Annotated in this window: 24 protein-coding genes and 2 tRNA genes; 6 read left to right on the top strand and 20 right to left on the bottom strand. The window is 29.4% G+C overall.

Translation table 11 applies throughout. The features are described 5' to 3' along the window. Positions 1-49 precede the first annotated feature (49 nt). From SY27_RS13645 to SY27_RS13635, 3 genes are read right to left on the bottom strand one after another with little or no spacing between them, the layout of a single operon-like run. On the bottom strand, positions 50-688 hold the full coding sequence (locus SY27_RS13645) for a hypothetical protein (RefSeq protein ID WP_045971294.1): 639 nt from the start codon (positions 686-688) through the stop codon (positions 50-52). 19 nt (positions 689-707) lie between these two features. Then, on the bottom strand, positions 708-1,457 hold the full coding sequence (locus SY27_RS13640) for a hypothetical protein (protein ID WP_045971292.1): 750 nt from the start codon (positions 1,455-1,457) through the stop codon (positions 708-710). Positions 1,458-1,487: 30 nt separating this feature from the next. Continuing rightward, entirely contained in the window at positions 1,488-3,149 is a 1,662-nt protein-coding gene (locus SY27_RS13635; protein ID WP_045971290.1) for a DUF4403 family protein, read from the bottom strand. Between the two features lie 217 nt (positions 3,150-3,366). Here SY27_RS13635 and SY27_RS13630 point away from each other — a divergent pair, with 217 nt between their 5' ends. The 5 genes from SY27_RS13630 (at position 3,367) to SY27_RS13610 (ending at position 6,554) form a co-directional block, all read left to right on the top strand. After that, positions 3,367-3,996, top strand: coding sequence for a response regulator transcription factor (locus SY27_RS13630; protein WP_045971288.1), 630 nt, complete (start codon positions 3,367-3,369; stop codon positions 3,994-3,996). A gap of 5 nt (positions 3,997-4,001) precedes the next feature. Next, positions 4,002-4,715, top strand: coding sequence for a hypothetical protein (locus tag SY27_RS13625; protein ID WP_045971286.1), 714 nt, complete (start codon positions 4,002-4,004; stop codon positions 4,713-4,715). 4 nt (positions 4,716-4,719) lie between these two features. Beyond that, on the top strand, positions 4,720-5,367 hold the full coding sequence (locus SY27_RS13620) for a hypothetical protein (protein WP_045971284.1): 648 nt from the start codon (positions 4,720-4,722) through the stop codon (positions 5,365-5,367). Beyond that, on the top strand, positions 5,364-6,170 hold the full coding sequence (locus tag SY27_RS13615) for a sensor histidine kinase (RefSeq protein ID WP_045971282.1): 807 nt from the start codon (positions 5,364-5,366) through the stop codon (positions 6,168-6,170). The genes SY27_RS13620 and SY27_RS13615 overlap by 4 nt, the downstream gene beginning before the upstream one ends. Before the next feature lie 201 nt (positions 6,171-6,371). Then, entirely contained in the window at positions 6,372-6,554 is a 183-nt protein-coding gene (locus SY27_RS13610) for a hypothetical protein (RefSeq protein WP_045971280.1), read from the top strand. A gap of 110 nt (positions 6,555-6,664) precedes the next feature. Here the strand turns inward: SY27_RS13610 and SY27_RS13605 are convergent, their stop codons facing one another. From SY27_RS13605 to SY27_RS13545, 14 genes are all read right to left on the bottom strand, one after another. Beyond that, positions 6,665-7,465, bottom strand: coding sequence for a TatD family hydrolase (locus SY27_RS13605; protein WP_045971278.1), 801 nt, complete (start codon positions 7,463-7,465; stop codon positions 6,665-6,667). Further along, positions 7,425-7,823: a hypothetical protein gene (locus SY27_RS13600; RefSeq protein WP_045971276.1), complete on the bottom strand. Its 399-nt coding sequence runs from the start codon at positions 7,821-7,823 to the stop codon at positions 7,425-7,427. Before SY27_RS13600 ends, SY27_RS13605 begins: the two co-directional genes overlap by 41 nt. A gap of 74 nt (positions 7,824-7,897) precedes the next feature. Then, positions 7,898-7,968, bottom strand: a tRNA-Ser gene (locus tag SY27_RS13595). A 13-nt stretch (positions 7,969-7,981) separates the two neighbouring features. After that, a tRNA-Trp gene (locus SY27_RS18710) sits at positions 7,982-8,051 on the bottom strand. A gap of 80 nt (positions 8,052-8,131) precedes the next feature. Next, on the bottom strand, positions 8,132-9,505 hold the full coding sequence (locus SY27_RS13590) for an SDR family oxidoreductase (protein WP_045971275.1): 1,374 nt from the start codon (positions 9,503-9,505) through the stop codon (positions 8,132-8,134). A 9-nt stretch (positions 9,506-9,514) separates the two neighbouring features. Next, positions 9,515-10,192: a hypothetical protein gene (locus SY27_RS13585; protein ID WP_045971273.1), complete on the bottom strand. Its 678-nt coding sequence runs from the start codon at positions 10,190-10,192 to the stop codon at positions 9,515-9,517. A 7-nt stretch (positions 10,193-10,199) separates the two neighbouring features. Then, a complete protein-coding gene (locus tag SY27_RS13580; protein WP_045971271.1) occupies positions 10,200-10,907 on the bottom strand; it encodes a DUF434 domain-containing protein in 708 nt (235 codons plus the stop codon). Between the two features lie 253 nt (positions 10,908-11,160). Next, positions 11,161-12,180, bottom strand: a complete 1,020-nt coding sequence (locus SY27_RS13575; RefSeq protein ID WP_052705335.1) for a T4 RnlA family RNA ligase — start codon at positions 12,178-12,180, stop codon at positions 11,161-11,163. Between the two features lie 162 nt (positions 12,181-12,342). After that, entirely contained in the window at positions 12,343-13,062 is a 720-nt protein-coding gene (locus SY27_RS13570; RefSeq protein WP_045971269.1) for a hypothetical protein, read from the bottom strand. Between the two features lie 157 nt (positions 13,063-13,219). Beyond that, positions 13,220-14,140 carry an AAA family ATPase gene (locus SY27_RS13565; protein WP_255350305.1) on the bottom strand — a complete coding sequence of 307 codons (921 nt, stop codon included), beginning with the start codon at positions 14,138-14,140 and terminating at the stop codon, positions 13,220-13,222. Positions 14,141-14,445: 305 nt separating this feature from the next. After that, entirely contained in the window at positions 14,446-15,630 is a 1,185-nt protein-coding gene (locus SY27_RS13560; protein ID WP_045971265.1) for a hypothetical protein, read from the bottom strand. Positions 15,631-15,780: 150 nt separating this feature from the next. Continuing rightward, entirely contained in the window at positions 15,781-17,058 is a 1,278-nt protein-coding gene (locus SY27_RS13555; protein WP_045971263.1) for a hypothetical protein, read from the bottom strand. A gap of 79 nt (positions 17,059-17,137) precedes the next feature. Beyond that, positions 17,138-17,320, bottom strand: coding sequence for a hypothetical protein (locus SY27_RS13550; RefSeq protein ID WP_045971261.1), 183 nt, complete (start codon positions 17,318-17,320; stop codon positions 17,138-17,140). A gap of 323 nt (positions 17,321-17,643) precedes the next feature. Next, the gene (locus SY27_RS13545; RefSeq protein ID WP_045971259.1) at positions 17,644-18,138 is read right to left on the bottom strand and encodes a DinB family protein; all 495 of its coding nucleotides are present in this window, start codon (positions 18,136-18,138) and stop codon (positions 17,644-17,646) included. A gap of 671 nt (positions 18,139-18,809) precedes the next feature. Between SY27_RS13545 and SY27_RS13540 the strand changes: the two genes are divergently transcribed. Continuing rightward, positions 18,810-19,835: an alkaline phosphatase D family protein gene (locus tag SY27_RS13540; protein ID WP_045971257.1), complete on the top strand. Its 1,026-nt coding sequence runs from the start codon at positions 18,810-18,812 to the stop codon at positions 19,833-19,835. Between the two features lie 389 nt (positions 19,836-20,224). On the opposite strand, the gene SY27_RS13535 is transcribed toward SY27_RS13540, so the two are convergent. The 3 genes from SY27_RS13535 to SY27_RS13525 form a co-directional block, all read right to left on the bottom strand. After that, on the bottom strand, positions 20,225-20,722 hold the full coding sequence (locus SY27_RS13535; protein WP_045971255.1) for a hypothetical protein: 498 nt from the start codon (positions 20,720-20,722) through the stop codon (positions 20,225-20,227). Between the two features lie 441 nt (positions 20,723-21,163). Next, positions 21,164-21,715 carry a hypothetical protein gene (locus tag SY27_RS13530; RefSeq protein WP_045971253.1) on the bottom strand — a complete coding sequence of 184 codons (552 nt, stop codon included), beginning with the start codon at positions 21,713-21,715 and terminating at the stop codon, positions 21,164-21,166. Between the two features lie 185 nt (positions 21,716-21,900). After that, positions 21,901-24,432, bottom strand: a complete 2,532-nt coding sequence (locus tag SY27_RS13525; protein WP_045971251.1) for a zinc-dependent metalloprotease — start codon at positions 24,430-24,432, stop codon at positions 21,901-21,903. Positions 24,433-24,591: the final 159 nt, after the last annotated feature.

The raw sequence follows: 24,591 nt of genomic DNA, 5'->3' as shown, positions 1-24,591 counted from the left end.
TTTAGATTTTAAAATAACAATACATAAAAGTAAAGTTTGATATAGCTCTTTATAATGTATTGAAGTTAAAAATGAGTTTTATTGATAAACCTTCTATCTGTTTGTTGTAAAAAAGATTGTTATTCGTTTCATCAAGCGCATTAAAAAATTCATTTCCATTGGGTATTGCTTGATTTTCATATTGTTCCACTACATATTCTCTCAATTGTCTATAACTCTTTATCTCATAAAAAACACCAATCATTAAATTTGGAGAAAAAGAATATCCCACACCAATTCCTCCATCAATTCTTTTGTTATAAGAAACTTTGTCAGATTGAATATTAACTAAATCAGTAGATAATAAAATAGAAAAACGTCTATAGTCACCTAAAGGAAGATTTTCATCTTTATTTTCAGTATCATTAAAAAATTTTGCTTTAGTCTCAACATCACTCATTTTTACCTTACCAAGACGGAATGCTAACACTGGTGAAACAACAATACTATTTTTATTTAGTTCGGTAATTTTTAAATTATAATTAGAATCAGTGGTTAACGAATAATCGTAAACGCTTTTAAATAGGTGATTTCCGCCTATACCTATCCCAATAGTTAATCTGCTTAAGTCTTTAGCTTTAGCCTTTTCTTGTCCTATACTTTGCAAACATATTCCAAGGATAAACAATAAAATAAATTTTGTTTTCATAATATTAAAATTTTAATTGTTATTTTTTTAATTTGAATTCTCCTCCTTTTATGAGCCATGAAATACCAAAGCATTCTACAGCAATAGTTTCTAGCCAAAAAGTAAGATGATGGGTTTTGTGAAAGTCATGAAATGAATTAGGAACAATTTTATTAAAATAGTCGCTTCCTAAAAAGATTAGGATTATTGAAAAAATCATTATGACTCCAAGAATTCTATATATTTTATGTCTGAAATCAATTTGTTTTTTTGAATCTTCATAACCCTCACTTGTTTTTGTAAATCGAAAAATTGACATATAGGCTAACGACAATAAGAAAATTCCTGCGGATATGTAATGAGTGACTTCTCTAGTAGGGTCTTTTTCTAAAATAGTAATTATATGTTTTTTTGAAATATTTAAACAACCTTGTAGTAAGCTATCTGTGGGTAATAAAACAACAAGTAATGCAGAGATTCCTGTAATTGAAGAGATTATAAAATCGATGAAAACATTTCCTTTATACACAATAAAGAAAATAGCTAGTAAAGACATTATGGCAATAAATAGAGGACCCGATTTTGTATAATAATAATGACTTATTGAAGGGAGTAATTCTTCTAAATCATCCGTTAAATAAAGTAGTAGAGGTAGTAATAAAGGCAATAGAATACCTAATATACCTATTAACCTTCGTAGTGTATAAGTACTTTTTAGCCATATGTCTTTTTGATTATCGTAGTCTAATTTAAGAATAGTATACTTTTCTTTACCTTTAGTTGTTTTCATGATTTTATATTTTTAAATTATTTTATAGAACTACCATATATTTTTAACTTTAATTTCGACACCAGTAGCTAATCGTACTGGAATAACAAAATCGTGTTCTTGAATAGCTATATATGGAATATCAAAAATGATTTTTTCTGTTTTTATATCCATATTATTTACTTTGTGTAATTGTTCTTTAAGTTTATTTTCTACAATATTTTCGGCTTTTGTAAAATCATCTTTAAGATCTCTTTTAGTTTTTGAAGAAATGAAACGGGTTAGTTTATTTTTAAAGATTGTTCCCAAAATTGGATACAATTCATTGTCTAATACAGTACTAAATGAAATATTTTCTAATTCAAATTGTTTGTTATCTATAACTGGTTTTGCCGATAAGTATACTTTCCCTTTAGTAGACAAAATATTCCCTTTAATTTTTGCAGTAAGTTTAACGCCTATTGTTATATTTTCTCCGCTAGGGTATATTTCAAATTCTTCCACTTCTATTTTTGCTTTATCATTAGAAAAGTTTAGACCTTCTTTTTTAAGTTGGAGATTTAAGATATTTTGGAGTGTTTTATACTGTATAGAAATAGGAACTGTGAGTGCTATTAAGTTTTTTTCAAAAGCATATTTTTCTAAATTAGAAAGCTCATAAGGCTCATCATTATATAGTTTTTTTGTACTAATTCCAGTTAGTAATTTTGTTGCAAATTTTATATTCAAGTTTGATTCGTCAATCATTAAATCAGAGAGATAAAATTTTTGAGGATTAACATTCAAGTATAAATGGTCTGAAAGATTGGTCAGTTGTAAAGAAGATGGTTTTACCCATTTTTTAATTTCAGTAATTAATCTTTCACATTCTATTTTGGTAGCTATTTCCTTTTCAATTTCTTTTTCTTTGTTCTTTAAAACATTATTTGCTGGTAATTTTAAATTCAACCATATTCCTCCAACAATTTCAATTTTAGGGTCAGATATCCATTTATGACTTATTTTTGATTCCACTAAAGGGCACCAATTTGGATTGAAAGATATCTTTGTATCGACATAGAAATCAATTTTTGCTTTTACATTCTTTTTATCTAAAGAAAATAGTTGTGCTCCTTCACCTGTAAATCCTACAGAACCCGTAATATCTAATGGAATTATAATACGAAGTATATCATTTCCTATATTTTCAAATCTAATTGTTTCTCTTTTTTCAATAGAATATTCGTATTTGTACCCAACAGTAATATCTACTACATCTGCATAGATCCATTCGTTTGGATCATAAAGAGGATTTTTGGTTTTAATCCATTCATTAGGATGATATAAGGGATCTTTTGTTTTAATCGTTTTTCCTAAAATTTTAATTTTAATCCATTTATTAGGATGGTATAAAGGGTCTTTTGTTTTTAACCATTCTGTTGGGTTATAAAGTGGATTTTTTGTTTTCGCCTTATATTGTTTTTTAAATTCTCCTGTTTCATTATCGGTTATGGGCTGCGAAAATTGTTCATTTATTTTCGCTTCAATAGTTTTATAATCTATTTTTAAATCAAATGAAAATAAACTCGTGTCTTGTCCCATTATCTTATTTGAAAAAATATGATTAGGTTTGGTTGTTATTGTTTTATATTTTCTAAATATGCTACAACTTGTTAATAAAAAAGAGCTGACTAAAAGAAATACTATTTTATTTCTAAGTGTTTTTGTTTTCATGATTTTATATGTGTTAGTTATTGTTTCAAAGGTATCTACATATCACTATACCAATCAATTACCCTTTCGGGTGATATTCGTTACATTCCAATTCTTTTTTAAATAGTTTATTTCTTTTAAGATTTGTACATTTATTACTAATTTCCTCAATATCACCCAAAAGGGTAATTGTGAGTAGTTTATTTATTGCTCAACTTTGTAATGAAAATGAAAAAACATGAAAATTAGAATTGCCGTAGTAGAAGATGATAAAAACTATAACCAAGCTTTGAAGAAGATCATCGATTTTCAAAAAGATATGGAATGTGTAGCTCAATTTTATAATGGTAAAACGGCTTTGCAAGAATTAGAAGATTTAGAACCAGACGTGGTTTTAATGGATATTCAATTACAAGATCTTTCAGGTATAGATATTGTATTTCAATTGACAGAAACAATGCCTAACACTACTTTTGTAATGTGTACGAGTTTTGAAAATGATGAGAAAATATTTTCAGCTTTGCGTGCAGGTGCTAGTGGTTATCTCGTAAAAGGAGAACCGATGGATAAAATTATACAAGCCATACAAGAAGCGCATAAAGGAGGTGCACCCATGAGTTTTGCTATTGCGAAACGTGTTTTATATCATTTTCAAGAATCGAAAGTACAAGTACAAAGTTTAACGTTACTTACCGTAACCGAAAAAGAAGTCCTAGAATTGCTAGCACAAGGACTGCTCTACAAAGAAATTGCCGATAAAAAGTATGTCACCATTGACACTATCAAAAAACACATTGGCAACATCTATAGAAAGTTACAAGTAAGTAATAAAATTGAAGCAATTAATAAGTTTAACAACAAAAACTAGAAATTATGGGTAAGCAAGTATTACAAGAGAAAAGTATTAATAAAGCACTTTTTGAAATATTAAAAATTGATTTTCTTGATATCATGCCTGATGAGATAGTTAATTCAAGACATAAAAGATTGAAAAATTTAATAATTGAAAATATGAAATATAATTTTTCAATTAATGCAAAAAGCTTTATTAAGGAAATTATTGATTCATATAAGAATTTAAATGTTGAAATAAAAAAAATTACAGATTACTTTAAAATCTATTTCATTGAAGATGATAATAAAAATTTTTCTATTTGTTTTTCTATATCTTCATTAGAAAATATGGGAATAGGAAAAGAAGATATTTTTTTTAAAATTGCTGACAATGAAGAATTAGAAAAACTTGAAAAAGATAATAATGGAGAAATATCATATTTTAAGAAAGGATGTGAAAAATTTCAAAATAATTTACTTAAAGACATTAATTTAAAAACTAAAATTAATGATCAAGAGATGAAAAACACTGAAGTAATTAGTTATAAACTTAAAGACATTTACTTGTTTATCATTAGACATCTTTTATTAGAATATGAAAATGATTATTCAAAGCTATTTTTTCAAATGATAATTTTCGAAGAAAAATATAACGAAAAAAAATATCAAAATAAATTGAGTTGTGTTGTTCGTGCAAAAAATAATGATTTGCAACAAGGCAAAGCCTTCGATTTTGGAACCGTTTATCCTTAAATAAATGCAAACATTACAGCTTTTATATATTTTTTGTTTGTTTTTAACAGCGAGTAAAGCAGTAGTTTTGGGTATGAAATATTATTTTCGTATCCAAAACTATTTAGCTTTTTATTTGATTATAACGTTAGTACTAGAAGTTTATGGATTAGTAAAAACGTATTTACATCAGCAAGATTATGCTATTTATTTTAATTTATATGCTATTTTTTGTATTGTCTTTTTTAGCTTATATTTTTCAAAAGCTTTCATTGTATTATTTAAAAATATAATGATTCTAATATCTTGTTTTTTATTGGTTTATATCTTTATTTATATTGAATATTTAAGTAGTCAATTTTTAAGTTTGTTAGGTATTTTAGTAGCTCTATTCTATATTTTTAATGCTATTTTATGGTTTTACCAAAAATTAAAGCTTCCAGTTGAAGGAAAAATTACTAATGATCCTAACTTTTGGATTGCAACAGCTTTGCTTTTATGGAGTACGTATATTATTTTTAGGTTTACACCAATGTATTTATTTGAAAAAGAGGATTTATTTTTTTTAGGGATTCTTAGAAAAATTAGCTCAGTGGTTAATATAATTATGTATTCGCTATTTTATATCGCACTAGTAAAATATGAAATAATTGCAAAAAATATAAATAAATGAACGAACTACCACACGAAATAAAGCTTACCTATATCATTGCTATCATTGTAATGCTACTTTTTGTTGGGTTTATCATTATGGTGGTTTTTGTTTATAATAAAAAGCAACTGATTCAGCAACAAGAAAATAAAATTAAGGAGAGTGAGTTCCAAAATCAATTACTACAAAAGGAATTAGAGCGTCAAAAAACGATACAAGTAGAGAGAGAGCGTATCTCACAAGATATGCATGATGATTTAGGTGCTGGAATTTCGGCTATAAAATTACAAGCTGAATTCTTAAAATATAAAATTAAAGAGGAAAGTTATATTGAAGATTTAGAAGCCATTATTACTACTTCTGAAGATATGAATTTGGCTATGCGAGAAATTCTTTGGAGTTTGAACTCTCAGAATGATACTGTTGGTAACTTTATAGACTATACTAGTTTGTATGTCGAGCGTTTTTTAGATAAAACAGGAATAACATTACAATTGGATTCCAATATAATAGAGAGCGAAACCAATTTGCCTGTAAAAGCTAGAAGAAATCTTTTCTTAGTAGTTAAAGAGGCGGTTCATAATGCCTACAAACACAGTCAGGCAAAAAACATAAACATTCAATTTAAACAAACATCAGTTGATTTTAAGATTGAGGTAATTGATGATGGTATTGGCTTGTCTGAGGCAGTTAAAAAAGGAAATGGCTTAACCAATATGGAATTGAGAATGGAAAAAATTGATGGTAAATTTGAAATTATTAAAGGAACAAAAGGAACTCGTTTGTTATTTCAGTATAATTTTAATGAGGATATTGTAAAATAAGGTTTTATGTTAATAATTTTATATTTTATCACTTAAAAATAAGCTGCTTTTAATTTGTTTTTATGGTTCTAACTTTCTAAATTAGTTGTTTATATAAAATAAGAAGTATTAAAAATATTTTATAAATAAAAGGCAGTAAGCTCAAGTGTCTTTTTAATAAATTGAGCAAAACAAACAAATAATCATTTAAAATTATTAATCATGTTAAAAGACATTTTAAAATTAAACGGTGTTGGAGGACTTCCTAAAGAAGAACAAAAAAAAGTTATTGGTGGTGGTATTAATGTTCCAGTAAGTTGTGTATGTCCAGATGGAACACAATATATTAGTAATTCAGGGAATTGTTATGCTGAAATGGATCGTTATTGTTTATTAGATTCATAAGCTCAAAAAATGAATTAAAATCCTTAACGTTCTATTTCGTTGAGGATTTTGTATTTATAAGCGGTTTGTACTTTAAGTAATTATTAGTTCATTTTTTATATCCTTGGGAATTAGATACCAAAAAATCCTTTTGCGTTTTTTGTAGTTGCCAAAGCTACTTCTTCCAAAGAAATCCCTTTAAAACGAGCAACAGTTTGTGCGACATAAGGTAGAAAAGCAGGCTCATTTCTACGTTCGTGATACTTGGTAAGACTTGTTTTGGGTACATTTTTAGGCAACATAAATGGAGCATCGGTCTCAATCATTATTTTGTCTAATGGAACATACTTTACTACTTCTTCTAAATGAGCAAATCGTTTGGTATCGCTAATAGCTCCTGTGAACCCTAAATAAAATCCGTTATCTAGATAGGTTTTGGCTTCTTGTAAAGTTCCTGTAAAGCAATGCACAACTGCTTTTGGCAATTGCGGTAAATAGTCTTTAGTTACAGCCATGAAACGTGTAAAAGCAGCTCTTTCATGTAAAAAAAGCGGTTTTTGTACTTCGACTGCTAATGCTAATTGCGCTCGATAACACTTTTCTTGTTGGTCTCGTGGTGAAAAATCTCGGTCAAAATCGAGTCCGCATTCTCCAACAGCAATTACGTGTGGTAATTGTACTAATTTTCGAAGCTCTGAAATGCTTTGGTTATTAAAACTTTTAGCATCATGCGGATGAATGCCTGCGGTTGAAAATAGGGTAGAAGGGTATTCTTTTGCTATTGTAGCTGCGGTTTTACTACCCTGTACACTTGTTCCTGTAAGTATCATTTGTGATACTTCATTGTCTAATGCATTTTGAATGATAGTGTCTGTATCATTCTGGAATTGCCTATTCGTTAGGTTGATTCCGATGTCTATGTAATTTTTCATATTGGTAATATCTCCCTGATGGAGTTTTCTTGTTTGTTTTAAATAAGACTTCAATAACATTATTTCTTTTTATAGCATCTTCTAATTGTTTATAAGATATATAGCTGGCATAAACTGAAGAAATTTTGTCATTATGCTCTTTAAATTTTATTTTTACTTTAATATTTTTCTTAAGTTTCTTTTTGATTACAGGATTTCTAATGGCATTTGTATCGTTTTGTTCTAAAGCAACCGCCTCCTCTATCACGGCTTCTTCAGTAGCACGCCATTTTCTATTACCAAGTTTCTTTAAATACGGAGGTAAATGCTTTCCATATTCGTAGCTACGATAAGGTCCTTTGTTATAGAGGTTTTTCATTTGTTTTTATTTTCAACAAATGTTCAAAATGAAGTGCGCAATTATTTTACGCTAGATGTATTTTTTATAAAAATGAGAATAAGTAAGATTCGAACTCACATCTTCAGATTAGCAATCTGACGTTTTCCAATTGAACTATTATTCCCATTTATTTTTTGGAAGGTGTACAAGACTCGAACTTGCATATCCCATTTGGTATGGACATTTTTCCAATTAAACTAACACCTTCATAACACTATCAGGGCTCGAACCTGAAACTAAAGGTTGCAGACCAATCGTTTTTCCACTTAAACTACAGTGTTTTATTTTTACCAAGGTGACACTTTATAATTTTTAAGTAAGACACCAAATAAATAATTACCAGCTATACCTTGACTTATTGGGTCCATTATTCTACTAGCTCCATCAACGGAATCTAATGGTGGAATGTACCCTTGTTCAAATTGCTTTTTTCGTAACTCTTCTCTTGCTCCTGTCGAAATCCAGCCTACATCAACACAACTCATATAAATATTTTCCTTTGCAAATTCTTTTCCAGATGTTAAGGTTAACATATTTAAAGCTGCTTTAGTCATATTAGTATGTGGATGAAACATCGTTTTATTGGTATAACTAAAAATCCCTTCAGAAGAAGTAACATTAATAATAAACTTTTCCTTAAAATTAGAGGCTAAAAATAAAGACTTTAATTCTTTTATCAAATAATAAGGAGCCATTTGATTGATTAAATTGACTTCGACCAATTCATGTAGGGATACTTCTTCTAATGTTGAGTTCCAACTTGTTTTTTCTCTAGTATCTACTGGTTGTCCAAATCTTGATAATTGTATTGCTGTATTTTCTGAAGGATTGTACTCTAAGGCTTTTATTTCTTTTGAAATGGGTGTTACATTGGCAACCAATTGCTTGTTATCTTTATAATCAATTAATAACTTTTCTTCTTTTTTTAATAAAGGCAAATAATACTCATCTGTATATTTAATGGTTTGTGCTGCATTGTTAATTAATATATCTAATGAATCATGGTTTGATTTATAAAAGGCAACAAAATCGCTTATGGCTTGTAAATTCCTTAAATCTAAGCCGTAAAGGGTTAAATTGTCTTTCCAAGTGTCATAATCCTTTTCTGCCTGAAATTGTTCCAATGCTAAGGCTGGAAAACGAGTTGTTACTACTACATTGGCTTTGCTTCGCAATACTCGTAAAGCTGTGGCAAATCCCACTTTTACACGACCACCAGTTAATATTACATTTCGGTTTTCGAGATTGGTATTTTGAAATCGTTTTTCATAATTTTCTTGAGCACAATTAGGGCACAAACGATTATAAAATTCGTGAGCCATTTTATAAGTTGTATTACAACAATAACAATTTTTAGCTAATTGTAAAGGAGTAAAAACAGTTTCTGCTTCCTTTTGTTCATCTGCATATAATGTTATGCCTGCTACTGCTTTTTGAGATAAAGTAGTTTGTAAAATGGTTTCTAAATCAATTGCTTTTTTAGAGATATAACTTGTTGTACGTTGATTTTTCTTAGCGTTTTTATATATTTTGGTAATCAAACTAGCAAAACGAGTATTATCTGGGTTTTCGAAAGGATTATCTTTTAAAATCGTCAATACTTTGAGACAATTGTCCCATTCTTCTTGCGTAAATTGATAGTTTATATTTTCTTTATTCATTGCTTAAACTTATAAAAATTGTTCCAAAAAACCTATAAATTGTTTTCCATCGCTACTCCATCGCATGCCTTGTCCGTTTGCAATTCTAATTTCATATACTAAACCATGTTTATAATGAAAAAAAACATTCCACCAGGTTTGATTTTTTATGATATAATCGATTTGTTTTTTTATTGTAATTTCTTTTTCTTTCTGATTACCTTTTAAAGTTTCGAAAATGCTTTCTGGATAACGACCTACATGCTTTTCCCAAGCTTTTACTACTACAGTTGTTTCTTTGTTTAAAGGTAGAAAGCAACTCTCTAATAGTATATTTCGCAAAGGAGGAATAGCCTTTTCATCTTGTACGCTAGCTGAAGTGATGCGTTGTCCCATGAGTAATAACAACTCTTTGAAAGGAGTTTTTTCAAGTAGTTGACTAACAATTTTTGGTTCAACAAACTCATTTTCATTAGCAAACACCATTTTAAATTGGTTCAAAGCTTTTGCAAGATCTTGTTGTATTTCTTCTTCAAAATAGGGCAATCTGGTTTCGCTTGATGTCGAATTTAATTGAATAAACAATTGTTTGGCAAAAAAAGACATCATCTCATCTTGTAGAAGAGCTTGATGTTTTATCGCCCAATCTTCTGAAAGAAAGGCTTTTGCTGCTACTAGTGTTTTATGTAGGCTTTCTTGAGTGATCATTATCTGGTTAAAAAATCGTTTTACTGTCTATTTTTGTTTCAATTAAATAGGATGTCAAATTAAACCAATTAATTGCTTTATCCAAAACAATTCCGTCAGAAGAGGCTACTATTTGATTGGAGTTTACAAGGGCTAGATCTGCATTATCTTCTAAGATTACTCTCCAATTTAAATTTTGTTCTGAGGCTTTGGCTTCTATTTTGGCTTTTATTCTACCACTGTTTGAAACTTGTTTGTCAAAAATCCAAACGAGTTGCTGTAATTTACTTTCATTGTAAAAATCGACTACTAAATCAATAGCCTTTTCGGTTTGGTTTACGGTTTTATAATTTCCATGAACACTAGATAAATCGCGATAACAATGATCTTGTCCTTTGAAAATATAGGCATTAGACAACGTACTTTCTAATAAAATTAGAATATTGAATCCATCGATTACTACTGTTTTGTTTTCCAAGGTCTCAAATGCTACTTCTTTTACTTTACGAATTCTTAATTGTTCGTTAGAAGCACTCATGCCTTGTACAGCTTTTTGTTGGCGACTGGCTAATTTATAGCGTGTTCCTACTGTAAACAAGGCATTTTTCTCAGAATAACCTCTGGTTAATAGATAATTCATATCAATCAGGGCTTCTTTTAGGCTTTCTTTGAATTTGGGTGTACCAAAAAAGAAATCGTCTTTGGCTTCTTTTCCTCTATTACTTTGTTTTGACATGATTGTTTATTATTTTATGGTTGCAATTGAAATACAATAAGGTATTTTATGAATGATAATTTTCTTTTTTTCTTGATAAAAAAAGAAACAAAAAAATCAAGTCATAACTTCCTCATCGGTCAAATTAGTTTTCGAAGTTTAAAACAAAAAAACTCGCTTTGCTCAAACAGTTTTTGTTTTTACAACTTCTTCTAACATTTGACGCTCGATTGCGAAAGTTAAGGACATCAAAAACACCTATCGTATTCTTTTTTTATTCCTCTTCACTATTCATAAATGGTTTTTCAAAAGTAGGACGAATTCTTTTCCAAATTTCACGATCGTAACTTTTGTTATCTAGCATTAAAAACAAAACTGCTGGAAATTGACAAGTATAAAAATAAGCTGCTGTCTCTTTACGTGTTTCTAATATTTTAAAATTGTTTTTGCATTGTTTTTCAATCACTTGATACTCTTTATTTAAAGTTTTAATTACATTTTTTACCCAGTTAAAAAACTCATCTGGAACGTGTTCGAGCATAGCATCTAAAGGTTGTTTCTCTTTTAAATGTTGCCAAATATCAATACTAGATAATTGGGTAATGATACGATGCAAACGAACGTATTCATCAAATTTCACTTTCAATCGGAAACCATTTTCAAACTTGATTACAAAACCTTCTTTGTTATCATTTTGCAAACTTTTTAAAGTTTCAATGTCGTTAATACCATCATATTTTTCAACTATTGGAAAACCAATGTCTTCTAAAGGCAACTCTACACCTGTTTGCGTATCTATTAAACCTAATAAAACCAAAGCCTCTGTTGTTCCATAATCTAAAACAATTCGGTTTTCTGGATAAATAATTTCAAAAAGGTAGGTTTTGGATGTATCCAAATGCTTCCAAATTTCTTTATAAGTCGAATGTAACATTTCCGTTGCTTTAATAGCTTGATCGCTTGTAAAGGAACCACGACTCGCTATATATGGTATTTTTTCAATCCAATATAAAATACCTAGTGAACCATCCATTTTGTCATACACTTCAAAAGAGGTCTTTGGAATTTCGACACCTTCTTGTTCGCCTAAATTGAAAAACTTAGGAAAAGGTCTCGCAACAATATTTTGATTACCATCCATAATAATACCACGACAGGCTAAGGTTACTTCGTTCCAAAGTCTTTCAAACTGTGCTGTTTGAGTATAGTTATAGATGTACAAATCCTGCTCAGGATGTTTGTTGCTCTTGATATAACCTTCCAAAATCATTTGGTTTAGTAACGTAGTATTCATTTCTTATTATTTTACGGTACAAAGATGAAATACATGTACGTAATTATTTTGCGTAATAAAATCATCCATAAACTTGTCATGTTGAAAGCATCTCATTAGTTGCTCACATATTTGTTTACGTAATTACTAATTAGACCTTATATAAGGTGACAAAGATTGTGGTTATTTATTTAATAACTCTTCTGTAATTTTCATTTTTGGTACTTCTAATTCAAGAATAGCAATAAATTGAGCAACAAACTGTTGAATCGTTTCTATTTCTGTATTTGGAAAGCGCATTAAATAGGGTTCTAATTCTGGAAAATAGGTAACAATTTCTTGCTTACTATACAATTCTACATCTTCATATAAAGCAAGTGTTTGCCCCAATTGAAAAGCCATTGATTTCTTCAAATCTAAAGCATTACTTCCTTTACCAAAATCTTCAACTGTATTAAAATCAATTGTTTTCAAGGCTTCTATTTTAACATAAATATCTTGTTTTAGAGCCTGTTTTACGATTGTTCTGTATTGTGTTTTAGAGATAAAGGATAACAACATTCGCAAACAACGAATCATTTTCAAGTGAATATCTCGTTTTACAACATTAGTAATTTGATTATCAAAATCTTGTTGGTGCAAATGATAGGTTCTTAGAATAGCATTATTCAATTCGTCCGCTGTTCCTTTGTAAACCTGAATAATTTGACCGTTTTCACAAACCGCAAGATTGGCATTGATTGTTTTGGTTGGATATTTTTCAACTAATTGAGCGCTTAATTTTTTACTTAAAGCTAATTTATTAGCAATGGTTTCTGGCATTTTCTCAATGAAGAAAACCACATCATAATCCAATGAATTGACAGAACCGAAAAAATGATAAGGAGAATTAGTATTTTTCATGAGATGCTTAATTTTCACACTCAAACTTGTCATGCTGGAAGCATCTCATTAGTTGCTCACATATTTGTTTGCGGAATTACTAATGAGACCCTTACAGGGTGACAAGATTGTGTCATAATACCTGTCAGGGTCTTGAAACCTGACAGGTGTAAAGTTTTTAAAAATTCCCGTAATATACTTGGAAACAAGGTAGTTTCAGGTCGTTTCTCCACATATCAACTACTTGGTTTCTATCGTCTAATACAAATTCGATAAAATATTTGTTACGAATTTCGGTATCGAATAATTCCGTTTTAATTACGCTATCTTTTCTGCTGTCTTTACTTTTTCGCATGAATAAATGATCGTATTCTATGTTGTATTTTTCCAAAAATCGTAATGTAGGTTCTTTGTATTTGTCTTCTCTTCCTGAAAGTAAAATAATTGTATGTCCTATGTTTTTATAATTTTTTAAGATATTCGCAACGGGTTCGTTCAACAAATCTTCATCACATTTACTAGCATCAAAAGGGTTTCTTCCGTTCATTAAGGCTAATGTTCCATCTAAATCACAAATTATAGCTTTTGGTAATGAAGTATCTTGCGCTCCGTATTCTAAATCTTTTCGTCTAATTTTTTTTATTGGTTCGAAATCGAAATTCGTTTTCAGGTTTTCCAATTGTTTAAACATGTTTTCAATAACTGGTTTTGGTACTACTCGAGTACGTTTTGCGTTACGATCTAACAGTTCGTCTAAAGGAACATCAAACAATTTGAATTCAATGTTGGCTAAATCACTATATTCTTTAATGGCTGTCTTGATATAGTCTTTTTTGGTATGACAATTATCCAAAACTACATTCCAACCATTTGATAATAGCGTTTTCACTTGCTCGTGAACCATTTTAGTAATCATTTTCTCTACAGCATCATCTGTTTTTTCCTGGAATTGCGAAAATCGGATCTCATCACGGCTTACTCGAAACGTTTTTGGCTCTGATTTTACAATCCATTCGGCAAACGTACTTTTTCCAGATGCTGGACAACCTATTAGTAGTGTTAGTTTTGGTGTTTTTTTCATTTTATATTTTTTTTGAATACGAATTGTACTTCTTATTCATGTTATTCTTTTATTTTTAAATTTCCTCGATTTACGTCACTTCGAGTGTCCCAGTAATATCGAGAAGTTTTGTATTCATTACACGAGTTCTCGATACATTTTTATTCCGTTACACTCCACAAAATACTCGAACTGACGGTTATGATTTAATTTTCTTTCTTTACGTCATCAACGTCTCTTCGAGTGCGAAGCGTATCGAGAAGTTTTGTATTCATTACACGAGTTCTCGATACATTTCTATTCCGTTACACTCCACAAAATACTCGAACTGAAGTTAAAAAAAGCTATAATCTTGGATCTAACGTTTTTTCAATTTCTTCGTTATTGATTCGTTTTAACAACAATAATTTCATTAAATAGTTCTCTGCATTCAAGGATTTATATGGAATTTCTAACATTTGTTGGTTAATTTCCCAACCATTGATAGACTGTTCTAATTTTCTTTTGATGTTCCTGCGTTCTAAATAATAGTCAAAATTAGCATTAAAATTGATTCCGTAAATCATCGTGAGATAATTGTTGTTTCTTACTTTAAAGCAAGGTGGCAATCCTTTTACATAACTTTTCGCTGGTTTTATCATAATACCTTCCTCGTTTTCAGTAGTTAACGTATTAAAAAAATCATATATTTTAGCTAAATTATCGGCTTCATTTTCGGGTGTAAAATTCAAATGTAAAAAGACATCGTCATTTACTAATGTATAGGTTAAATTACTATTCGGAAGCGTTTCTTTACCGTCATTATGTACTACTTTTAAAATATTGAAGGGTTTAAAATGTAAACTATCTTCTTTACCAAACGTATCAATTTGTTTTTTAAAAATGGCTAATGATTCCTTTTGTTTTGGAATATCGACTACTTTCAAATTAGCAATAGCATCATATTGTCTTATAACGTGACTTGGATATTTTTCTTTTAACTCTTTATTTTTCAATACTTTCTTGTCTTCAAGATACTTCATATAGCTTTCTGAAGCTTTAACTGTATTAATTTTACGATACAAATTACTATTTTCTAAATAATTGGTATGTGTTTCCAAAGCGTCATGATAGGCATTGTATTCTCTTTCGATTAATCCACCTCCTAAAATGCTCCATGGCAATAATTCTGACGCAATAATTAGCGTATCAAAATCAGGATATTGAAGCAGCATTTTTTCATGTAACGATTTCAAACTTGCGATAGCCTCTTCCAAATCGATATGGTTAATTTTATGTCCGTTACGAGAAATAAAATAGGTATCTTCTAAATTGCGTTTTAAGTAAATACTACAGTACGAACCCATGTACTTTTTTTGTACTACAATTTCGGTTTGATTTTTACGTAAGAAGTATTTTACAGCTTGACGGATGCTTTCTATTTCGCTACTCTCCGTATATTTCGGAGCTGGTGAAATGGTTGGTGCAAAATCGTTAATTTGATTGTTACTGAACCATTCTATTCTTTTTTTTATTTTTATGTCAATCATTTTTTAGTGATTAGTGATGTTGTTATTATTTATATGCTACGTCACTTCGAGTGCGAAGCGTATCGAGAAGTTTTTTTCAGTTCACGAGTTCTCGATACATTTTTAATTCCACTTTGTTTCATTAAAAACACTCGAACTGACGTCCTAAATTTACTGTTTGTAAACAATCATGGCGCTTGTTGGATAAACTCCATTAACGCAATCTCCAATGCCATGATATTCCGTTTTATTTGGAAATATCGAAGCGATTAAGTTGATGAATTCTTGTTTCGTTAATTCGAAATCGTGGTCGTCATGACGAAATTCTTCTGTCATTTCATAGTTTACGTTGAATTCGCTATTAGGAGTCGTGATAAACAAGGTTGTAAAATGAATGTTCTCTTTTATCCAATACAACAATTCCGTAGCTTCTTCTAATGTATTGTGTTCGATAACTTCACTCAAGATTACTTGTCCTTCAAAACCAATTAAGTCTTCTTTATTGGCTATCCAATGCAAGTTCTCTACATTTTCATAGCCAATTATTTTATCTACGGTGTCTTCAAAATCCTCTTCATCGTGTGCCAAATATTCTGCTGTGAAACCACTTTTACGTAATTTCTTGAAATATTGTAAGTTTCCACATCCAAAATCTAAAACAGCTTCGTTATTCTCAATTCTATTGCAAATAAATTCTTTACGGGATTGATGCGTATCGGTAAAAACAAACTGAATTGTGTTGTTAAAATAAGCTTCTAATTGCGGTTTGAAGGTTCTAAACTGTTCTGGTGAACGCATTAATCGTTTAATGAACAAATAATACACAAAATAAGGAACATTTGGTAAATTAGCCAATATTGTAATGTGCTTTTGAATGAAATAATCATCAATGTACATGTACTCAGAATGTTTATTGGTAAAATGACAAAACAATGCGACAACCGAAAACTTATGCAAGGTTTCTCTAATGGTTTTCCCTTCTACTTTTAAACTATAATTGTTTCCTATTTTTGGTGTAACCGTAATCCCGTCAATGTACTTTGACAACAAGAAAGTTCCATTTTTATACCAACCCGAATCGATATAAAATGTTGGCACTACTATATTTGCTGGTAAAGTATCCATTTCAGCATAGGTTTTTCCTAACCAAGACAAAGTTGTGTTTTCCAATGTTTCGTTGCTTTTGAACAAATGATTGAAAAATTCCGTTGCCATGTTCAATGCCAATAACGGACTGCAATAGCTTTGAAAATCGATTGGATTGCCTTCGTCTGGTAAATAGCTGTTTTTGGTATCTTGGAACAAACAGTGGTATTCGTTTACACTCACTGCATTGCCAATTAAGACACCATTACGCAATTCTTTACAATATAAACCTAAATCGGTTGCAGGATTTTTGTAGAGTATGTCTAGTAAATGATTGTTTTCTGATTGTATTATAATTTGCATAACCTTTGTTTTTAATTTCTGATACAAAGGTGGAGTAGTAGTGCGTAGTTATTTTGCGTAGATGATTTGGGAATTGTTTTTAATTCAAAAGTTTGTTGAAAGATGAAAAATTAGTATTTTTAATTTGTTTTATTTCGATATCCAATGTTTTTATAATTTCTAATTTTTCTTTTGACCAAAGGAATTGAATGCTTTTTTCATTTATATTTACTAATGCAAACCATTCTTCATGCCAAAAATCAAAACTAGAATCTAAAATCAATCAAATTGATTTTAGATTCTAGTTTTAAGTATGTTTTTTAACTCTGATTCTTTCTTGAAATCTTCTGTTTGATAAATATAATAAAGTACAATTTTCTTGAATGCAGTTCCCTACTTAACTTATATTTATTAGCATATTCTGTAATTTGACCTGGCCAACCTGTTGCTTGTTTTTTAATCTTATATTGAGTAGAAAGTAATTTACTTATTACCCCAGAAAGCTGACATTCATCTTCTGTTCCTAGTTGATAGGCCTAATACAAAAGCAGTAAATGTTTCTTTAGATTTATTTTTTACAAACATTACTGTTAGTAGTTCGGTTTTTTACTTATTTTTTAATATTCTATTTAAAATTGCTATTTGTCCGTTATGCCAAGATTGGTGCTTTGCTAATGTCGTTAATGCTTCATATTTAGTTTTTGCACTTGGATTTGGGATTTCAGTTACATTATTTAATTCTTCAATTTTAACTTTATTTATTTCAAGATAAATTAGTTCAAAGATAAACTCATATAATTTCAATAGTTCTTCATTATTTGGCTTTTCATCTAAAAACATATTTGGAGTTGAATTTGGTCCATAAAATTTTATGAAATTTTGCATATTAATTCTTTCTCTGACTTTTTCATTTGCTCCTGAAATAGAAGCTATTCCGTGCAAATAGTTTGCTAAAATTAAATGCCCAATCTGCCAATTCATATTAGTTTCAAGTATCTTTGGAGAAATTTTCCAATCTTGTAAATCAATAATCTTAATTAAATTGTCTGTATTTTCTTTCACAGAAATGATTTGGTTTTTTATTATTTCAATTATATTCATTTTTTTGTTTGATTTATTTAAGGCTCGATATTTTAAGTTTATCGCTAACGTTTTGGCACTTGTTACAGTTGCATAAAATTATAACAAAAGTTTACAAGTACAAAATTAATCGTGGAATTTTCATAGCCTCGAATTAATAACAAGATAACTATCTGTTAAGCGTAAATACTAATATTCTCCTACTTTCGTAAGTACTAATGTCTTTCTCTGGCACTTTTGAAACATCAAATATAAATGGTAATTGTATTCTATCTTTAAAATGTTTTTAGTTTCTATGAATGAATAGTTTAGTTCTACGGAATTGAATTATCTTTTTTATTATTATAAATCTAATCGTTCTAATTTAAGCATGCAATAGATATAAATACTTTTTTTCGTGATATTTTTTTAAAAAAAATATAATTTTGCCACAGAAAGCGTAACAATTTTAAAAATAAAATGCGTTTTGTCACAGAAAGTGTGACAATCTTAAAATAAAAATATGTTTTGTCACAAAAAGTGTGGCGTTTTTGAAAAAAAATTAGAATTGCCACAGTGTTGAAGTTGTATGTAGAAAATGTTTTGGGCTGTAATTAGTTTTTTATAATTGCAGTTAGCGGTAAATTAATATTCTTTTAATACCAAGCTGAATTGTAAATGTTATTTTTGTACTATAAAATAATATTCCAATAATGAAATTAGTACTTCAATTTTTATCACTTCTCTTTTTAATAGTTCCTTTTTCAATATATGGACAAGATGAAACCCAATCTGATTTTACAATTACGTTTGGTTCTTGTAATAAGCACAGTGTAGAGAATCTTTTGTGGGATGATGTTCTAAACACAAAACCAGATGTATGGATTTGGGGAGGCGATATTGTTTATGCTGACACCGATAATATGATCAAGCAAAAAAAAATATATGATGCTCAAAATGCAGTGAAAACTTATCAAGAATTAAAAGTAAGGGTTCCTGTAATTGGCACATGGGACGATCATGATTATGGTTTAAACGATGGAGGAATAGAATTTACAGCTAAAAAAGAAAGTCAGCAAGCTTTTTTAGATTTTATGGATGTTGCCAAAGATAGCCCGAGACGCCAACAAGAAGGTGTTTATGCTGTACACGATTACACATTAGAAGAAGGAACAATAAAAGTCCTAGTTTTGGACACACGCTATTTTAGAACGTCGCTAACTAAAGATACTGCAACTAGAAAACGATTCAAACCTAATGCCTATGGTGAAGGAACCATTTTGGGTGCAACCCAATGGAAATGGTTAGAGGATCAATTAAAAAATAGTACAGCCGATTTTAATGTTATTGTGAGTAGTATTCAAGTATTTTCTAATGAACATGGTTATGAAACTTGGGGTAATTTTCCACATGAAGTTGATAAATTAGAACGCTTATTGGTGGATTCGAATGCTAAAGGAGTTATTCTTTTATCGGGTGACCGACATATTTCAGAATTTTCTAAAAAAGAAGTGAATGGTTTGTCCTATCCTGTAATTGATTTCACGAGTAGTGGTTTGACACATTCAAGTACCAATTTTTCAGGAGAACCTAATTCATTTCGAATAGGAGAGGTGGTAACATCAAAAAGTTTTGGTACGTTAAAGTTTGATTTTAAGAGCAAACAAGTTGTTTTTAAAATTATTGGAAATGATGGATTTGTTTTGGGAGAATTGAAGCAAAAATACCCATCGAATTAATAGTAATTTCAAACACTAATTCCACTAATTATCACGAACTATTTTATGAAAAATAGTGAAATTATTATTTAATAGCAAAAAGACTATAATTAATACCTTTTTGCTATTGTTTAATATATAAAAGCCTTAAAGTTAATTTTTAAAGTTTGATATATCTAGTAAAAGAGAAACTCAAAACCTTAACCACAATCTTGTTTTGCTGAAAGCATCCCATTTGTAACTTAAAAAAGAAGTAAAATTCGCAAAGTGAAACGGGGCATGTCATTGCCAGAGTTGAACTGGATAGTCTTGCTGGTTTTACAACTTCATTATTCCTCCCCAAATGTGGACGAAGTATCACTTTGCTACGACATTCTTTTATTTAGTAATTAGTAACTAGCCGTTAGTAATTAGTTATTTATAATATTGAGTACTTTATTTTCTTTAATGACTTTATCAACAAATTCAATGATTATTGGATAAAAATTGGTTAAAAACAAATCAATATTCTCATTATTTTTAGAGTTTTTAATTACTTCCATTGCATTTTTAAAATCTATAGCATCTATTATTGAATTTGGATTAATATCATCATTATCCCATCCTTTACATTCATTAAAATCCTTTAGGAATTTAGGCAATGATTTGTATGCATCTTCGGTAATTCCATCAAAGTACCAATTAGACAAATAATTTTCAAATTCACCATCTTCAAAATGTATTGCTAGTTTTTCATTTTCAAATTCTGCCCAAATAAACTTATCTCTAGCTCCGCAACATTGGTAAGCTTCGCAAATTGGACATTGTACTAAATTTTCATGAAAACGAGCAATAATTTTTAACTCATATTTGAATTCTTGATTATTTATAGTACAAGAATAATTATAAGTTTCATTGTCTACTTTCATTTTTTTAAATTTTATTTTTAGAAAAAGACTGAATATTACTTTCACAATAACAACAACTTAAATAGTAAAAATCCTTCTTCCTACTTCTAACTTCCATCTTAATAAAATCAAGGTAATATTCGAAAAGATACTATTGCAGTGTGTTACCATTACACCATTCCTCTCGGAATCAGGATTCGAACCTGAATTACTGAAACCTTAATCGAAGTAATTCTTTTCTACGACACTTGTTTTTTTTAGTACTTAGTGATTAGTCGTTAGTAATTAGTCCTAATCATTACATTTTAATTTTTAATTTAAAGAAACAAGGCAAAAAGCAAAAAGAGACTGTGATAGTGTTTTAATTAAACTAAAAGTTAGTACTAACTATATGGCTCTACTTATAACTCTAGTGGGAAAAGCAAAGTAACTCTCTCTTACGGCACTTGTTTTAATTTTTCTTTATTTTGTTGAATTTTGAATTAATTCTTTCATAACTTTCATTTCATGTGAGTCTTTCCATTCTTCCAAAAGATAGTTATAATACCCTATGTTTATTGCTATCTTATTAATTGATTCGAAAGGCATATATGGAAATCTCTTTAAAAAATCAATATTATCCCATATTATTAAAGTTTGATCTTTACTAATCTTAATTAGTATTTGAAGTCTTTTTTCATAAGTATACCTTTTTTGTAAATCTCTAACTTTTAAATCTTCAAATAATCCATTTCCACAGGAACCATTAATAATACTGAGAGTAAACAATTCAATTTGATTCAGCGTCCAATTTTTAAGATCTTTCTCTAACATTTCCCAATCGAAATCACTAAAATTTCTTTCTAAAATTCCAACAACATCGTTGCAACCGTGGTCTTCATTCCACCAATCGCTATCAACGTTCTCTTTTTCTAAAATATATGAATACAGTAATAATATAGAACTGTTGTCACTTTTTGTTTTAAAATTATCCTTATATTTTAGTTTTAGAATATTTAGCTTCTCAGTCTCCATTTTATAAAATTTAACAGTACAAATATTCAAAACGGAGTACGTAATTATTTTGCGTAGTAAAAATTATAATAAAAATATTTTTATTATAATTGTAGATTATTGATTTGTAGTGTGTTTTTTTGTTGCTAATAATGAAAAAACCGCTTCATAAAAATGAAACGGTTTAAAATGGATGTGTTTTTAAATTATTTAGGATTTAAAGCAGTATCTATTCTTGAAACTAAATCTTGTAAGTGAAACTTGCTTAATCTGTCACTAGTTAGACTAGCGGCTACTTTTAATTGAGATTTTAGTTCTGTTAACTGACCTCTTGCAATTGAAGGGATATCTGTTTCGCTTAATTTTATAGTTTTTCTATTAAATCTTGCTGTTACTTTTTTATCAATATCTAATGCTTTAATAACATTTTCAACAAAAAGTTTTTGTAAGTTTCTTCTATAAATATCAATAGGAGCGTTAGTTTTTACTTCTGAGAAAATTCCTTTTCTTAAATCGCTCATTAATTCATCTACTGAATAATTTTTTTTGCTTAGAGATGATGTTTCAATTAATCGAACTAATCTATCTCCATCTAATAAACTAGAAAGGGTTCTATCTTGAAGGCTTTTTATAGCTTCAACACCATTATCTGGATTTATCTTGGCTAATATGTTTTGGTCTAATAACCATGTTGGTGTTGTAAATAATTGTTCATTTAAGAATGATACAGCATCATTTTGAATACTTGAAGGTACTACTTCATATAAATCGCCTTCCATATCATAGGTTTTTGGTGTTTCATAAATTCCACCTACGTTTTTTGTAACGTGTCCCATATATCTTCTAAACTGACCTACTAATGAACCGTATAATCCTTCTAATTCTGAATAATCTTCGCCATCTTCTTTACTCCATTCTATTAAATTTGGTAAAATTCTTTTTAGGTTTTTAATACCATATTCTGAAGCTTTCATAGCATCGTCTCCTAAATCCTCTGTTTGATATCTTGGATCATACGGACTTGTTTCTGTACCAAACCATAGACGACGATTTTTGTAAGCGTCTTTGGTCATTTCATTAAGTTTAGCTTTTTCTTCATCTTCATTTTTAGCTCCATCAAAATATGAATAACCCCATTTGATTGCCCATTTGTCATAATCTCCAATTCTTGGAAATAAATCAGTTACACCGTCTTCTGGTTGAGCAACATAATTGAAACGTGCATAATCCATGATAGACGAAGTGTGTCCGTTTGCTTTTTGGAAATCTTTATCTCTTAATTTTTCAACAGGAGTTGCAAAACTAGCGCCCATATTGTGACGTAGTCCCAGCGTATGACCCACTTCATGTGATGAAACAAATCGGATAAGTTCCCCCATTAGTTTATCATCAAATGTTTTATTTCTTGCTGCTGGATCTACTGCTGCTGTTTGAATTAAATACCAATCGCGTAATAAGCTCATAATATTATGATACCAACCAATGTGACTTTCTAGTATTTCTCCTGTTCTTGGATCGTGAACATTAGGACCGTACGCATTTTGAATGTCAGCCGCAAAGTATCTTAAAACTGAGAAGCGAGCATCTTCTAAGCTCATTGTAGGATCGTTTTCTGGCCAATATTCTCCACGAATTGCATTTTTCCAACCTGCAAATTCAAATGCTTCTTGCCAATCGTCGATTCCTGCTTTGATATAAGATCTCCATTTTTCAGGTGTTGCAGGGTCAATATAGTATACAATAGGTTTTTTAGGTTCAATTAATTCACCATTTTTTTGTCTTTGCGCATCTTCTTCAGATTTTGGTTCTAATCTCCATCTTACTGCGAAAACTTCTTTATCTGATTTTAATGATTCTTCTTCAAATACATCATAATGATTTGCAAAATATCCAACACGTTTGTCAAAAGCTCTTTTACGCATTGGTTTTTCTGGTAATAATAGCATTGAAGTGTTTAGTTCTAGTGTAACAACTCCTGCATCTAAACCAGAAGGTAGATTTACTCCAATTTTTGGTGTTGGAGTTCTTGAAATTCTTTGTGGTTCTGTAGAGAATGTTTTTACAGTTCTAATTTCAGTGTTTATAGGAAAACTTTTGATATCTTGTATAAAAGATTTATCTTTTTGAAATGACTGAATGCTTAATAATTGTTTGTTAACAGGGCTTAATGAGAAGGTTTGTACATCTGCATCAAAAGTAGCGTTCATATCTATAACGTATCCTGTATTTTCTTTTCCTGATCCATCTTTTTTGAAAGCTAAGATTTCGTAATTTCCAATGATAGGATCTGAACTAGAGTTTCTTACTGCTTTTGTAATAGGTTTGTCTTCATCTGGAGTCATAATTACATAAGTAATAGAACGTAAAAGAATGGTGTTATTCAGTCCTTTTTCAAATTTTACTACTTGTCTGTTTATTTCTTCTCCACCAAATATTCCTCCACCAGCTGGTGTTTTTGAATAACGAGTAATGGTCATTATTTCTTTTCCAATAAGAGAATCTGAAATTTCAAAGAGGAATTTATCTCCTATTTTATGAACATCGATTAATCCTTTTTGAGTTATAGCCGTTGAATCAATTACTTTATTATAAGGTTTTGGTCCTTTTTTTTCTTCAGGCTTTTTTACTTGTGCGGTTGCTGTTTCTTTTGATTTTTTTTTGTTTCGTTTTTGGGAGTATCCTTCAATACTACATAACAAAAGCAAACATGTTGAAATTAGCGTAATTTTTTTAAACATAATTTTTTGGTTATTAACTTTAGATTTGATAGTAGCCAAATTTATTTTAAAAATTTTACATTTTTATTTTTCTCTTTAAATTATTAGATATATTTAACATTTCAGTTTATTTTGAGTTTAAAATTTGAGTTATTGTTAAATTTATTGTAATTTTTTAAT

The sequence above is a fragment of the Flavobacterium sp. 316 genome, assembly GCF_000967805.1.
GTDB classification, from domain to species: Bacteria; Bacteroidota; Bacteroidia; order Flavobacteriales; family Flavobacteriaceae; genus Flavobacterium; species Flavobacterium sediminilitoris.
Note: the sequence above shows the minus strand (reverse complement) of the source record. Positions and strands in the feature narration are given on the sequence as shown.

Bases quoted from the DNA above. Each gene is read 5' to 3' on its own strand.
- SY27_RS13645 (WP_045971294.1), bottom strand. From the start codon at position 688: ATGAAAACAAAATTTATTTTATTGTTTATCCTTGGAATATGTTTGCAA.
- SY27_RS13640 (WP_045971292.1), bottom strand. From the start codon at position 1,457: ATGAAAACAACTAAAGGTAAAGAAAAGTATACTATTCTTAAATTAGAC.
- SY27_RS13635 (WP_045971290.1), bottom strand. From the start codon at position 3,149: ATGAAAACAAAAACACTTAGAAATAAAATAGTATTTCTTTTAGTCAGC.
- SY27_RS13630 (WP_045971288.1), top strand. From the start codon at position 3,367: ATGAAAATTAGAATTGCCGTAGTAGAAGATGATAAAAACTATAACCAA.
- SY27_RS13625 (WP_045971286.1), top strand. From the start codon at position 4,002: ATGGGTAAGCAAGTATTACAAGAGAAAAGTATTAATAAAGCACTTTTT.
- SY27_RS13620 (WP_045971284.1), top strand. From the start codon at position 4,720: ATGCAAACATTACAGCTTTTATATATTTTTTGTTTGTTTTTAACAGCG.
- SY27_RS13615 (WP_045971282.1), top strand. From the start codon at position 5,364: ATGAACGAACTACCACACGAAATAAAGCTTACCTATATCATTGCTATC.
- SY27_RS13610 (WP_045971280.1), top strand. From the start codon at position 6,372: ATGTTAAAAGACATTTTAAAATTAAACGGTGTTGGAGGACTTCCTAAA.
- SY27_RS13605 (WP_045971278.1), bottom strand. From the start codon at position 7,465: ATGAAAAATTACATAGACATCGGAATCAACCTAACGAATAGGCAATTC.
- SY27_RS13600 (WP_045971276.1), bottom strand. From the start codon at position 7,823: ATGAAAAACCTCTATAACAAAGGACCTTATCGTAGCTACGAATATGGA.
- SY27_RS13590 (WP_045971275.1), bottom strand. From the start codon at position 9,505: ATGAATAAAGAAAATATAAACTATCAATTTACGCAAGAAGAATGGGAC.
- SY27_RS13585 (WP_045971273.1), bottom strand. From the start codon at position 10,192: ATGATCACTCAAGAAAGCCTACATAAAACACTAGTAGCAGCAAAAGCC.
- SY27_RS13580 (WP_045971271.1), bottom strand. From the start codon at position 10,907: ATGTCAAAACAAAGTAATAGAGGAAAAGAAGCCAAAGACGATTTCTTT.
- SY27_RS13575 (WP_052705335.1), bottom strand. From the start codon at position 12,180: ATGAATACTACGTTACTAAACCAAATGATTTTGGAAGGTTATATCAAG.
- SY27_RS13570 (WP_045971269.1), bottom strand. From the start codon at position 13,062: ATGAAAAATACTAATTCTCCTTATCATTTTTTCGGTTCTGTCAATTCA.
- SY27_RS13560 (WP_045971265.1), bottom strand. From the start codon at position 15,630: ATGATTGACATAAAAATAAAAAAAAGAATAGAATGGTTCAGTAACAAT.
- SY27_RS13555 (WP_045971263.1), bottom strand. From the start codon at position 17,058: ATGCAAATTATAATACAATCAGAAAACAATCATTTACTAGACATACTC.
- SY27_RS13545 (WP_045971259.1), bottom strand. From the start codon at position 18,138: ATGAATATAATTGAAATAATAAAAAACCAAATCATTTCTGTGAAAGAA.
- SY27_RS13540 (WP_045971257.1), top strand. From the start codon at position 18,810: ATGAAATTAGTACTTCAATTTTTATCACTTCTCTTTTTAATAGTTCCT.
- SY27_RS13535 (WP_045971255.1), bottom strand. From the start codon at position 20,722: ATGAAAGTAGACAATGAAACTTATAATTATTCTTGTACTATAAATAAT.
- SY27_RS13530 (WP_045971253.1), bottom strand. From the start codon at position 21,715: ATGGAGACTGAGAAGCTAAATATTCTAAAACTAAAATATAAGGATAAT.
- SY27_RS13525 (WP_045971251.1), bottom strand. From the start codon at position 24,432: ATGTTTAAAAAAATTACGCTAATTTCAACATGTTTGCTTTTGTTATGT.